This is a genomic window from Pseudomonas sp. ZT5P21 (assembly GCF_054897785.1).
In genome coordinates this window covers 520932-534340 of the sequence record NZ_CM142705.1, presented here as the reverse complement: position 1 = coordinate 534340, position 13409 = coordinate 520932, and the positions used below count along the sequence as shown (strand labels likewise).

The window sequence follows — 13409 nt, the reverse complement described above, 5'->3', positions numbered from 1 at the left end:
CGCTCCCACAGGGGTTACGCAATCCAATGTGGGAGCGGGCTTGCTCGCGAAGAGGCCATCACAGGCTCGGCAAAATTTTCGTCGTGACCAGCTCATTCAGGCAACGCGAAGCCAACAGTTCCGTGGCCGCATTGATGTCCGGTGCAAAAAAACGGTCCTTCTCGTAAAACGGCACTTCTTTACGCAGAATCCCGCGAGCCTTCTCCAGTTTCGGCGAGGTCTTCAGACCATCGCGCAGGTCCAGCCCCTGGACCGCCGCCAACCATTCCACCGCGAGTATCCCGCGCGTGTTCTCGGCCATTTCCCACAGACGCTTGCCCGCCGCCGGGGCCATGGACACGTGGTCTTCCTGGTTTGCCGACGTCGGCAGGCTGTCCACCGAATGCGGATGGGACAGCGCCTTGTTTTCGCTGGCAAGTGCCGCAGCGGTCACCTGAGCAATCATGAAACCGGAGTTCACGCCGCCATTGGCCACCAGGAACGGCGGCAGTTGCGACATGTGCTTGTCCATCATCAGCGAGATGCGGCGTTCGCTCAGCGAGCCGATTTCGGCGATGGCCAGGGCCATGTTGTCGGCGGCCATCGCAACCGGTTCGGCGTGGAAGTTACCGCCGGAAATCACGTCGCCTTCAGCGGCAAACACCAGCGGGTTATCCGAAACGGCGTTGGCTTCGACGGCGAGCACTTCGGCGGCCTGACGGAACTGGGTCAGGCAGGCGCCCATGACTTGTGGCTGGCAGCGCAGGGAATACGGGTCCTGAACCTTTTCGCAGTTCTGGTGCGAATCCGAGACTTCACTGCGCTCCCCGAGCAAGTCGCGGTAAGCGGCAGCGGCGTCGATCTGGCCCTTCTGGCCACGCGCGGCGTGAATGCGAGCGTCGAACGGCGAGCGCGAACCCAATACCGCTTCGACGGTCAGGCCGCCCAAGGCCAAGGCACCCGCGAACAGATCCTCACCTTCAAACAGACCGCGAAGCGCGTAAGCGGTAGACACCTGAGTGCCGTTGAGCAGCGCCAGGCCTTCTTTCGCCGCCAGCGTCAGTGGCGTCAGACCGGCGACTTTCAGCGCTTCGGTCGCTTCCATCCACTCGCCTTTGTAGCGCGCCTTGCCTTCACCCAGCAGCACCAGTGACATGTGGGCCAATGGCGCCAGATCACCGGAGGCACCGACCGAACCTTTCAATGGAATGTGCGGGTAAACCTCGGCGTTGATCAAGGCGATGAGGGCGTCGATTACCACGCGACGAATCCCCGAAAAACCACGGCTCAGGCTGTTGACCTTGAGCACCATGACCAGTCGCACCAGCGCGTCACTGATCGGCTGGCCGACGCCGGCGGCATGGGACAACACCAGCGAGCGCTGCAGGTTTTCCAGGTCTTCACTGGCGATGCGAGTCGAGGCCAGCAGGCCGAAACCGGTGTTGATGCCGTAGGCGGTGCGGTTCTCGGCGAGGATCTGTTCCACGCAGGCAACGCTGGCTTCAATCTGGGCAGAGGCGCTGTTATCGAGGGTGATTTTCACCGGTTGCTGATAGATATCACGCAATTGGGCAAGGCTCAGTTGGCCGGGAATCAGGTTTAGCGCAGTCACTTTTATTCTCCTTTTGAGAGTTTTGTTCTTCATAAACAAAGAAGACTCACCAGACGCTCCGGAAATGTCCGTTGTCCGTCGCGTCTCGCCTTTTGGGGAGCCGCGCCTTGGCACGCTGGTGTGATGGAAATCAGTGCAAATTCGGTAAAGCCTTGTGCAACAAAATCGGGTCTTTCAGAACGCCAGCGGCGGCAGCAATGTCCGGCGCCAACCAGCGGTCCTGGTCGTAGGCCGCAACCCGCTCCCGCAGCAGACGCCATGCGGTATCGGTGCCGGCGCCGAAGCGTTGTTCTTTGAGAAATTCAAATGCTTGAGCCGCCAGCAAATACTCGATCGCAAGGATCTGCGTGCAGTTCTCCAACGCGCGATGCAGCTTCAGTGCGGCGTTGGTGCCCATGCTCAGGTGGTCTTCCTGCAGGCCCGACGTGACGTAGTTGTCGAGCACCGCCGGTTGCGCCAGTTGACGGTTTTCCGCACACAGCGAAGCGGCAACGTATTGCACGATCATCATCCCGGAGTTGACCCCCGGATTGGCCACCAGAAATGCCGGCAAACCGCTGACATGCGGGTTGATCAAACGGTCGAGACGTCGCTCGGCGATGGAACCGGTTTCCGCCATGGCGATGGCCAGCAAATCAGCCGCCATGGCCACGGACTGACCGTGCGGGTTGGCCTGCGACATGATGCGGAAATTGTCCGGCGTGCCCAGCAGCAACGGGTTGTCGGTGCAGCCGTTGAGTTCGATTTCGATCTGTTGAATCGCGTGCGCCAGTTGATCCCGTGCAGCGCCGTGGACTTGCGGGATCGAACGGATGCTCAGCGCATCCTGCGTGCGGATGCCTTTGCTCGAAGCAATCACTTCGCTGCCATCGAGCAATGCCCGAAGATTGACGCCGACCTGCTGCATGCCCGGGTGCGGCTTGAGCGCGATGATCTCGGCATCGAACGCCGCGATCTGGCCACGCTGAGCTTCGAAGCTCATGGCGCCGATCACGTCGGCCCATTGCAGCAGGCGCGTGGCATCGGCAATCGCCAGACAGCTGAGGCCAGTCATGCACGGCGTGCCGTTGACCAGGCACAAGCCGTCCTTGGCGCCGAGCTGAACCGGTTGCAACTCTTCTTCAGCCAGGGCCTGTTGCGCAGAAACGATCTGCCCGCGATAGCTGACATTGCCGACACCCAGCAGCGCGATGCCGATGTGCGCCATGTGGGTCAGATAACCCACCGAGCCCTGGGAGGGCACTTGTGGGGTGATGCCGCGATTGAGCAGCGCCAGCAGCGCTTCGACCACCCGGCGATGCAGGCCGGATTTGCCTTGGGTGAAGTTGGTGATCGCGGCGCACATGATCGCGCGAGTTTGTTCGTCAGCCAGTGGAGCGCCAACGCCACAGGCGTGACTGAGCAAGGTGTTGCGCGACAGTTGGCTGAGTTGTTCGTCTTTGAGCGAGACGTTGCACAACGCGCCCAAGCCCGTGTTGACGCCGTAAGCGCGTTCGCCGCTGGTGACGATGCGCTGGACGATCGCCTGAGCGTTCTCGATCCGCGCCCAGGCTTGGGCCGACAGCTCGAGCTGTGCGCCGTGGCGGGCTACAGCGACCACATCCTGCCAACGCAACGGAGCGTCGGCGATTACGATTTTTTCAGCCTGGGACATCATTGACCTCGTGCGTGCAACCTGAATATTGATGCAGCTTCACCGGCCCCGTCGCGAGCAAGCTCGCTCCCACAGTGGATCTCCAGTGTTCACAAATCCTGTGGGAGCGAGCTTGCTCGCGATGGGGCCAGTAAATTCACCGCAAATCTTCCTAAACCACCGCCGCGCGCCGCTGTACGAACCGGTCGACATACTCATCCGCCGGTGAATGCAGGATCTCTCGCGGTGTGCCGACCTGAATCAGGCGGCCATCCTTGAGGATCGCGATGCGGTTGCCGATACGCACGGCCTCGTCGAGGTCGTGGGTGATGAAGACGATGGTCTTGTGCAGGGTCTTTTGCAGCTCCAGCAACTGATCCTGCATCTCCGCGCGGATCAGCGGATCGAGCGCACTGAAGGCTTCATCCATCAGGATGATATCGGTGTCCGCCGCCAACGCACGGGCCAGGCCCACACGCTGACGCATGCCGCCCGAGAGCTGATGCGGGTATTTGTTTTCGTAGCCCTTGAGGCCCACGGTGTTGATCCAGTGCAGGGCGCGCTCGGAACACATCTGCTTGCTCTCGCCGCGCACTTTCAGACCGTAAGCGACGTTATCCACCACGGTCTTGTGCGGCAGCAGGCCGAAGCTCTGGAACACCATGCTGATCTTGTGCCGGCGAAATTCGCGCAGGGCTTCCATGTCGTATTGCAGGATGTCCACGCCGTCCACCAGGATCGCGCCGCTGGTCGGGTCGATCAGGCGGTTGAAGTGGCGCACCAGTGTGGATTTGCCGGAACCCGACAGGCCCATGATCACGAAGATCTCGCCGGTGCCGATGCTCAACGACAGGTCGTTCACGCCCACCACGCAGCCAGTTTCGGCCAGCACCTGATCCTTGGTTTTACCCTGGCCGATCATGCCCAGCGCTTCCTTGGAACGGTTGCCGAAAATCTTGAAGACGTTTTTGACTTCGATCTTGCTGATGGCTTCGTTGCTCATTTGCTCACCTCATGCCGTGGCCGACCATACGCCTGAGTAATGCGGTCGATGACCACTGCCAGAATCACGATCGCCAGACCGGCTTCAAGGCCACGTCCGACGTTGAGGGTCTGAATCCCCACCAACACATCTTCACCCAGGCCACGGGCACCAATCATCGAGGCAATCACGACCATCGACAGGGCCATCATGGTGGTCTGGTTGATCCCGGCCATGATGCTCGGCAGGGCCAACGGCAGTTGCACGCCGAACAGTTGCTGCCAGCGGTTGGCACCGAAGGCGTTGATCGCTTCCATCACTTCGCCGTCGACCTGGCGAATGCCCAGGTCGGTCAGGCGGATCAGCGGTGGCGCCGCGTAAATCACCGTGGCGAAAATCGCCGGAACCTTGCCCAGGCCGAACAGCATCAACACCGGGATCAGGTACACAAAGCTTGGCATGGTCTGCATGATGTCCAGCAACGGCATCAGCACCGAACGCAGGCGATTGCTGCGCGCCGAAAGAATGCCCAGCGGAATGCCGATCAGCACCGAAATGACCGTCGCCACCATCATCAGCGCGAGGGTTTGCATCAGCTTGTCCCAGAGGCCGACCGCGCCCACGAGGAACAACAAACCGACGATCACGGAGGTGGTCACGACTTTACGGGTCGCGTGCCAAGCCACGCCCGCCACGATCGCCAGCATCAGCCACCAAGGCGCCGCACGCAGCAGCCCTTCAAGATTGACGATGGCCCACAACAGGGTGTCGGAGATGCTTCGGAACACATCGCCGTAGTTGGTGACCAGCGAATCGACCCAACTGTTGACCCAGTCGGCGATGGAAAAGGTAAAGCTTTCGGGAAACATAAGAGACTCTCAATCAAGGGGTTGCGATTCAGCGTCCGACTGCCGTTACCAGCAGTCGGAGAAGCTCAACCTACAAGGCCGCGTCGATTTTTTTGGCTGCGTCTTCGCTCACCCATGCGTGCCAGACTTCAGGATGTTCCTTCAAGAAGATCTTGGCCAGTTTTGGCGATTCGATCCGCTCTTTGGCCATGCGCCCGAGGTTCTGATTCAGCAGGTCGATCGGCAGGTTGACCTTTTCCAACACGGCCACCAGTTCCGGGGCTTGCTCGTGGAAGGTCTTGGACAGGCCAACCTTGATGGTCACGCGCTTGTCCACGCCGGGCTTCTCTTCGAGTTTGACCAGATCGACCTGGCCCATCAGCGGCGTTGGCGACCAGTAGTAGAACAGGATCGGCTCGCCGCGCTTGTAGCTCGACAGCACCGCAGCATCCAGCGCCGGGCCGGTGCCCGGACGGAAGTTGGTGTAGCTGCTTTCCAGGCCGTAGCTTTTCAGCATTTCGCTGTTGTCCAGCTCACAGGTCCAGCCGGCCGGGCAGTTGTAGAAACGTCCCTTGGATGGCTCTTCCTGATCCTTGAACACGGCGGCGTATTTGCCCAGATCGGCGATCGCTTTCAGGTCGGGGGCTTTTGGCTCCAGTTTGCGCTTGGCATCGCCTTCAATCACATAACGCGGCACGTACCAACCTTCGATCGCGCCAACCACCGGAGCGCCGACACCGACGACTTTGCCGGCCTTCTCGGCCTTGTTCCAGACTTCGCTGCGGCCGACCCATTCCTCGGCGAACACTTGAATGTCGTTGCTGCTCAGGGCGTTTTCCATGGTGATGGAGTTGCCAGGCAGGCTGTCGGTCTTGCAGTCGTAGCCTTTCTCCAACACGATTTGCATCACGTCGGTCAGCAGCATGCCGCTTTCCCAGTTCAGGCCGGCGAACTTCACCGGTTTGCCTGACTCGCACCAGCCCGCCGCCTGAGTGGCGCCGGCGCTGGCCAGCAGGCCCATGGAAAGCAACGTGGTCAGCAGGGTCTTGTTCGATTTCATTGTGTGACGCTCCTAATCATGAATTGGCTTACGGCAGTCAAGAGGCATCCAGCCCTGTCCACGTCCAATCAGGCCTGCGCCGCGGCGCGACCGACTTCGCTTGTTTTAGGTTGTACAACGCTGTCCTGCTCGACCGGCAGAATCAGTTGATCGGGTACGGCGCCATGCCATTTTTTTGCGCACACGTAATACAGGGCTGCGGGAAGCACCAGACCGATGATCCAGGAAATATCCACTCCCCCCAGGGCGTCTACCAGCGGACCGGTATAGAACTTGGTGGAGATGAACGGAAGTTGCACCAGTACACCGAAGACATAGACGCTGATACCGAGGGGGTTCCAACGGCCGTAGCGACCGTTCGGATCGGCCAACGCCGGCACGTCATAGCGTTCGCGAGTAATGCAGTAGTAGTCCACCAGGTTGATCGCGCTCCATGGCGTAAAGAACGCCAGCAAGAACAGGATGAAGGACTTGAACGCACCGAGGAACGAGTGCTGACCGAGCAACGCGATCAGGGTCGCAGCACCGACGATGACCAGCACGAAGACCAGACGCTGCAAGCGCGTGACCTGCAAGTGACCACGGAAACCGCTGATGATGGTCGCAATGCACATGAAGCTGCCGTAGGAGTTCAGCGTGGAGATGGTGACCTTGCCGAACGCGATGCTGAAGTACAGCAGCGCAGCAGTGGCACCGGTACCGCCCAGACCAACGATGTAGGCCACTTCGTGGCCGGCGAATTGCCCGTTGGCCGAGGCGGCGGCAAACACGCCGAGGATCATCGCCACCTGTGCGCCAATCACCGAACCCGCGCCAGCGGCGAAAAAGGTTTTCACCGAGGAAATCTTGCTTGGCAGGTAGCGTGAATAGTCAGCCACGTAGGGACCAAAGGCGATCTGCCAGGACGCCGCGAGCGACACTGCGAGCAGGAAGCTGCTCCAGCTGAAGTGGCGGATCTGTAACAGTGCGCCGATATCAACCTGGCTCATCAGACGGCTGAACAAGTACACAAAGGCAATCACACCAATGACGCTGGCGACACGGCCAATGAAATGGATCACCCGATAACCGAGTACCGTGACTAGCACGATGACACTGGCGAAAATGAGGATGCCGATGCTGTCGCTGACGCCAAACAACTGGCCCAGCGCCTGGCCGGAAAGCACGGTTCCCGTTGCGGTGAAGCCGAGGTACATCAAACAGACCAGCACGATCGGGATGGCCGCGCCATAAACGCCGAATTGTACCCGGCTGGAGATCATCTGCGGGAGGCCAAGCTTTGGCCCTTGCGCGGCATGCAGCGCCATCACGCCACCGCCGACCACTTGCCCGATCAGCAGACCGATCAACGACCAGAACACATCACCACCGAGCACCACCGCCAGCGCACCCGTCACAATCGCGGTGATTTGCAGGTTGGCACCCAGCCACAGCGTGAACTGGCTTAACAGGCGACCGTGTCTCTCCGCTTCCGGGATGTAGTCGATCGAACGCGTTTCGATCAACGGTTTGCTGCCTGCACGATCGTTGTTAACAGCCATGATTCAACCTCTGTGGATTGTTATGGGATTCACTGTGTAACTGCTTTTTGTGGGAGCGGCGGTGCGACGATTCGACTTGCTCGCGAAGAGGTGGGCACATCCAACATCAATGTCGACTGACCCACCGTAATCGCGAGCAAGCCCGCTCCCACCCAAAGCAATTTCGCCTATTTGCCGGTAATCATCGGCAGGTTCAGGCCTTGTTCCTTGGCGCAATCGATCGCGATCTGGTAACCCGCATCGGCGTGACGCATGACACCGGTCGCCGGGTCGTTGTGCAGAACGCGAGCGATACGCTCGGCCGCTTCGTCAGTACCGTCGCAGACAATCACCATGCCCGAGTGCTGGGAGAAGCCCATGCCGACGCCGCCGCCGTGGTGCAGGGAAACCCAGGTCGCGCCGCTCGCGGTGTTGAGCAGAGCGTTGAGCAGTGGCCAGTCGGACACGGCGTCGGAACCGTCCTGCATCGATTCGGTTTCGCGGTTCGGGCTGGCGACCGAACCGGAGTCCAGGTGGTCGCGACCGATCACGATGGGCGCAGACAATTCACCGCTGCGAACCATTTCGTTGAACGCCAGACCCAGCTTGGCGCGCAGGCCCAGGCCAACCCAGCAGATACGGGCCGGCAGGCCCTGGAAGCTGATGCGCTCGCGCGCCATGTCCAGCCAGTTGTGCAGGTGCGCGTCGTCCGGGATCAGCTCTTTGACCTTGGCGTCGGTTTTGTAGATGTCTTCAGCGTTGCCCGACAGTGCAGCCCAACGGAATGGACCGATGCCCCGGCAGAACAATGGGCGGATATACGCCGGTACGAAGCCCGGGAAGTCGAATGCGTTTTCCACGCCTTCTTCTTGCGCCATCTGGCGGATGTTGTTGCCGTAGTCGAAGGTCGGGATGCCCATTTTCTGGAAATCCAACATCGCTTTGACGTGCACGGCCATCGATTGCTTGGCCGCCTTCACCACGGCAGCAGGTTCGGTTTTTGCGCGAGCGCGGTATTCGTCCCAGGTCCAGCCGGCTGGCAGATAACCGTTGAGCGGGTCGTGGGCGCTGGTCTGGTCAGTGACCATGTCCGGGCGCACGCCGCGCTTGACCAGTTCTGGCAGGATTTCAGCCGCGTTGCCCAGCAGAGCGATAGAAATCGCCTTGCCTTCCTTGGTGTATTTGTCGATGCGGGCCAGCGCATCGTCGAGGTCGATGGCCTGCTCGTCGACATAACGGCTGTTCAAGCGGAAATCGATGCTGACCTGCTGGCATTCGATGTTCAGCGAGCAAGCGCCGGCCAGGGTTGCAGCCAGAGGCTGAGCGCCGCCCATGCCGCCGAGGCCTGCGGTCAGGACCCAACGACCTTTCAGGTCATCGTTGTAGTGCTGGCGACCGGCTTCGACGAAGGTTTCGTAGGTGCCTTGAACAATGCCTTGGCTACCGATATAGATCCAGCTGCCGGCGGTCATCTGGCCGTACATGGCCAGGCCTTTGGCGTCGAGTTCGTTGAAGTGTTCCCAACTCGCCCAGTGTGGTACCAGGTTAGAGTTGGCGATCAGCACGCGCGGGGCGTTGCTGTGGGTCTTGAACACGCCGACCGGCTTGCCGGATTGCACCAGCAGGGTCTCGTCATCGTTGAGGTTGGTCAGGCTTTCGACGATCTTGTCGTAGCATTCCCAGTTACGTGCCGCACGACCGATACCACCGTAAACCACCAGTTCTTTAGGGTTCTCGGCAACTTCCGGGTCGAGGTTGTTCATCAACATGCGCAGCGGCGCTTCGGTCAGCCAGCTCTTGGCGGTCAGCTTGTTGCCGCGAGCGGCACGAATTTCAACGTCACGGTACTTAGTGGGCTTATTGTCAGTCACGAAAAAGACTCCTCAGCGATCAATTCAAACCAACCCTGGCGGTGGGTAAGCCAGCCTGTGCGCATCGTTGCGCCACAAGCGAATCAGTGGACGCTGCGGAGAGTCTCGGTCGACTCATGCGCATACGTCTTTACTTGTACATACAAGCATATGCAATCAAGCGGCCAACTTGTTGAATGGATGCTCAAGAAAAACCCGGAGAGGGCTGGAAAGCCTGTAGATCAAGGGTTCTGCGAGCGATGAAATTTTTCGGGGGGATTTTTTCGAAGAGGTGAGGTCTTGTTACTTGAACGCGTATTTGCGCCACGCCGGGGCATTCGGTAACAAGTTAGTGCGCGATGGGGAACGAATTTGCTCGGCGGAAAAAGCTTCGCGGGCTTGCCCGCGAATGGAACGACTCGGGACGGGATCAGCGTGCAGTCAGTTCGATGACGCAACATGGACCGTTACTGGAAATTTCCAGCAGGCCGGTGCTACCGACGAGTTGCAGACAATCATGGCGACCCAATTGCAGGGTGTTGTTACCGACCTTCACTTCTAGCGCCTCGCTGACACTGAACACCAGCACAGCCCCGGCCTCGCTGAAAAACCGCTGCTCACAGTCCAGCCACTGCAACCGCGTGCTGTAGCGCTTCGGCGCATAAATCAGGTTGAAATCACGGATCGGCCCACCGAGCAATGTGCAAGTAACATGGCTCTCGCCGCTGAAGGCGAACGGATCAAGCGGTAACAGCGCCCGCGTCATCTGACCGTCGACCGACAAGGTCATGCCGTCGCCTTGCAACACCGTGATGATCCGCTCGTAACCGGCGAACGTGGAAAATCCGCCAGACTCACCGATATCAGCAATCGACAGACGCCAACCGAAACCGTCAAGGCCAGTGCCTGAATCACGGGTGATCTCTTCAGTGCTGCCGCCGCCGTTTTTCCACGGCATGCGCGGGTAATCTTTTGCGCGTAGAACCTTTACTTGACTCATTGATGGCTCTCTATTTGTGAAACCGTCCTTCCAGACGATGGCGGGAACCGGGGTGAATCAAACGGGCGGCGGTCACTGGCTGACGGCCGGACCAGGTGCGGCGACGAATCAGCAGGCACGGTTCGCCTTTTTCAATCTGCAATAGCTTGCACTCGGAAGCCTCGGCCAGAATCGCCTCGACCACGTGCTCACCTTCGGTCAGCGGCGCGACCTGGTTCAGATAGGCGTAAGGCGTTTGCAGTGTGAAATCCTGCTTGAGGTAATCCGGGGCGACCAGCGCGTTGACGAAACGGTCTTCGATTTGCACTGGAATGTCGTTCTCGAAATGCACGATCAACGAGTGGAACACCTTCTGGCCTTCACGCATGTCCAGGGCCAGGGCGCGCTCGGAACCGGCCGCCTCTTCTTCAAGAGTGATCACCTGGCACGTATGGCGATGGCCACGAGAGGCGATTTCGTCGGCGATGTTGTGCACTTCAAACAAGGCAGACTGGCTTTTCGGCTCGGCGACGAACGTGCCGACGCCCTGCATGCGCACTAACAGACCGTCGGCTGTCATCTCGCGCAGCGCGCGGTTGATGGTCATGCGGCTGAAACCGAGTTGGCTGACCAGTTCGCTTTCCGACGGAACGCGGTAGTGCGGCGGCCAGTTTCCACTGTCGATTTGCTGAGTGATCATTTGTTTGACGCGGGCGTACAAGGGCGCCGGACTGTCGCCCATGTGTGCGGCCAACGGAGAGACTGCAGGCGGAGTCGGCACGGTTAATCCTTGTTCGTTGAAAAGAGATGACTAGCTTGCCGGAGTTTACCGGGCAGGCAAACGTCTGTATATGTATATACAAATAACACACGATGGGGTGCTGAACCATGTCCGCCTTCTTTGCCGAACGCGCGCTGCTGCCTAGTGGATGGGCCAACAATGTACGTCTTGAGGTCAGCGCCGACGGCGTTTTGACCCATGTCCAGGCCGATTCCCACGCAGATGGCGCCGAACGGCTAAGCGGTCCGCTGCTGCCAGGGATGCCGAATTTGCACTCCCACGCGTTCCAGCGAGCGATGGCGGGATTGGCCGAAGTGGCCGGCAATCCGAACGACAGTTTCTGGACCTGGCGCGATCTGATGTATCGCCTCGTCGGAAAAATCAGCCCCGACCAACTCGGCGTCATCGCCCGTCAGCTGTACATCGAAATGCTCAAGGCCGGTTACACCTCGGTCGCGGAATTTCATTATGTACACCACGACACCAGCGGCCAGCCCTACGCAGATCCTGCCGAACTGGCGCTGCGTATTAGCCAGGCGGCCAGTTCCGCCGGTATCGGTTTGACCCTGTTGCCGGTGCTTTACAGCCATTCCGGTTTTGGCGGCCAGACGCCGAACGACGGCCAGCGGCGCTTTATCAACAGCACTGAAAACTACTTGAAGCTTCAATCGCGCTTGCAGCCGATCGTGGCGCAGCAACCAGCGCAGTCGCTGGGTTTGTGTTTCCACTCATTGCGCGCGGTAACACCCCAGCAGATCAGCGAAGTACTGGCGGCCAGCGACAAGCAGTGCCCGGTGCACATTCACATTGCCGAACAGCAGAAGGAAGTCGATGACTGCCTGAGCTGGAGCGGTCGTCGCCCTCTGCAATGGCTGTACGAAAACACCGAAGTCGATCAGCGCTGGTGCCTGGTTCACGCGACCCATGCCAATCCAGAAGAAGTCACGCTGATGGCCAAGAGTCGTGCTATCGCCGGCCTGTGCCTGACCACCGAAGCCAACCTCGGCGACGGGATTTTCCCGGCGGTGGATTTCCTCGCCCAGGGTGGGCGCATGGGCATCGGTTCCGACAGCCACGTTTCATTGAGCGTGGTGGAAGAATTGCGTTGGCTGGAATACGGCCAGCGTTTACGCGATCAGCGGCGTAACAGAATGTATGGCGCGGATCAGCCGATGGTCGGCCGAACGCTGTACGACGCGGCACTGGACGGCGGTGCGCAGGCGTTGGGCCAGCCGATTGGTGCGTTGGAAGTTGGCAAACGCGCGGATTGGCTGGTGCTGGACGGAAGCGATCCGTACCTGGCGACAGCCAGTGGCGACGGGATTCTCAATCGTTGGTTGTTTGCCGGTGGCGATCGTCAGGTGCGGGATGTGCTGGTCAATGGCCAGTGGGTCGTGCGGGATGGTCATCATGCGGGCGAAGAAGAAAGTAATCGCGCGTTCACGCAAGTCCTGCGCGAACTTTTAGGCTGACACAAACATCTGTGGGAGCGGGCTTGCCCGCGATGGGGCCATCAGATTCAACATTTATGTTGACTGACAGTCCGCTATCGCGGGCAAGTCCGCTCCCACAGGGTCCAGCGTAATTAGTTCGAGGTCTTGGCCATCTGCGTATCCGTCGCACGCCAGATCAACCGCGTGGTGTCGTAACCCTGCTGACGCGCCTTGCTCAGCAGCTCTTCGCGCACGACACCATTGACCGTCGGGGTTCGCGACAGCAGCCACAGATAGCGGCGGCCCGGATCGCCAACGATGGCGGTCTTGTAGTCTTCGCTGACGAACAACACCCAGTATTCGCCTTTCGCCACACCCGGCAGCAATCGCGAGAACCAGTTATCGAACTCGACCCACAGCTTGTCGGTCTTGCCCGGCACCTGTGGATAAGCCGTGCCCTTGGCCTCTTCCCATTGCCAATCCGCCGTCAGGCAGCGGTTCAGCACCAGAACGTTACCGTCCGGCTTGAGCGTGTAATGGGCTTCGGATTGCGCACAGTTGCGCTGGAAATACATCGGCAGACGCGCCAATTCGTACCAGGTCCCTTGGTACTTCTTCAGATTGACGTTGTTGACGGTTTTCGGCGCCAACGGATATTCGCCAGAAGTGGCGCAGCCGGCCAATACCAGGCCGGCAAAAAGGAGGATCAATAACCGCTTCATTGTTTTTCTC

Annotated in this window: 11 protein-coding genes; 1 reads left to right on the top strand and 10 read right to left on the bottom strand. The window is 59.7% G+C overall.

The genetic code is table 11. The features are described from left to right. Window positions 1–58 precede the first annotated feature (58 nt). The 9 genes from hutH (ACYZT9_RS02515) to hutC all read right to left on the bottom strand — a co-directional run bounded on the left by hutH (ACYZT9_RS02515) (window position 59) and on the right by hutC (window position 11205). A complete protein-coding gene (hutH, locus tag ACYZT9_RS02515; RefSeq protein ID WP_462008411.1) occupies window positions 59–1624 on the bottom strand; it encodes a histidine ammonia-lyase in 1566 nt (521 codons plus the stop codon). 97 nt (window positions 1625–1721) lie between these two features. Beyond that, window positions 1722–3245 carry a histidine ammonia-lyase gene (hutH, locus tag ACYZT9_RS02510; protein ID WP_462008410.1) on the bottom strand — a complete coding sequence of 508 codons (1524 nt, stop codon included), beginning with the start codon at window positions 3243–3245 and terminating at the stop codon, window positions 1722–1724. 151 nt (window positions 3246–3396) lie between these two features. Beyond that, window positions 3397–4227 (bottom strand): quaternary amine ABC transporter ATP-binding protein, encoded by an 831-nt coding sequence (locus tag ACYZT9_RS02505; RefSeq protein WP_462008409.1) that lies wholly within the window; start codon window positions 4225–4227, stop codon window positions 3397–3399. Further along, complete coding sequence (locus tag ACYZT9_RS02500) at window positions 4224–5075, bottom strand: ABC transporter permease (protein WP_030129253.1); 852 nt, start codon at window positions 5073–5075, stop codon at window positions 4224–4226. Before ACYZT9_RS02500 ends, ACYZT9_RS02505 begins: the two co-directional genes overlap by 4 nt. 70 nt (window positions 5076–5145) lie before the next feature. Next, a complete protein-coding gene (locus ACYZT9_RS02495) occupies window positions 5146–6114 on the bottom strand; it encodes an ABC transporter substrate-binding protein (RefSeq protein WP_462008408.1) in 969 nt (322 codons plus the stop codon). A 68-nt stretch (window positions 6115–6182) separates the two neighbouring features. Next, on the bottom strand, window positions 6183–7655 hold the full coding sequence (locus tag ACYZT9_RS02490; RefSeq protein ID WP_462008407.1) for a purine-cytosine permease family protein: 1473 nt from the start codon (window positions 7653–7655) through the stop codon (window positions 6183–6185). Window positions 7656–7822: 167 nt separating this feature from the next. Beyond that, window positions 7823–9505 carry a urocanate hydratase gene (hutU, locus tag ACYZT9_RS02485; protein ID WP_462008406.1) on the bottom strand — a complete coding sequence of 561 codons (1683 nt, stop codon included), beginning with the start codon at window positions 9503–9505 and terminating at the stop codon, window positions 7823–7825. A 409-nt stretch (window positions 9506–9914) separates the two neighbouring features. After that, window positions 9915–10484 carry a HutD/Ves family protein gene (locus ACYZT9_RS02480; protein ID WP_462008405.1) on the bottom strand — a complete coding sequence of 190 codons (570 nt, stop codon included), beginning with the start codon at window positions 10482–10484 and terminating at the stop codon, window positions 9915–9917. Between the two features lie 10 nt (window positions 10485–10494). After that, window positions 10495–11205, bottom strand: a complete 711-nt coding sequence (gene hutC / locus ACYZT9_RS02475) for a histidine utilization repressor (RefSeq protein WP_174602685.1) — start codon at window positions 11203–11205, stop codon at window positions 10495–10497. A gap of 146 nt (window positions 11206–11351) precedes the next feature. Here hutC and ACYZT9_RS02470 point away from each other — a divergent pair, with 146 nt between their 5' ends. Further along, on the top strand, window positions 11352–12716 hold the full coding sequence (locus ACYZT9_RS02470) for a formimidoylglutamate deiminase (RefSeq protein WP_462008404.1): 1365 nt from the start codon (window positions 11352–11354) through the stop codon (window positions 12714–12716). A 113-nt stretch (window positions 12717–12829) separates the two neighbouring features. Here the strand turns inward: ACYZT9_RS02470 and ACYZT9_RS02465 are convergent, their stop codons facing one another. Continuing rightward, window positions 12830–13399, bottom strand: a complete 570-nt coding sequence (locus ACYZT9_RS02465) for a lipocalin family protein (protein WP_462008403.1) — start codon at window positions 13397–13399, stop codon at window positions 12830–12832. Window positions 13400–13409 lie beyond the last annotated feature (10 nt).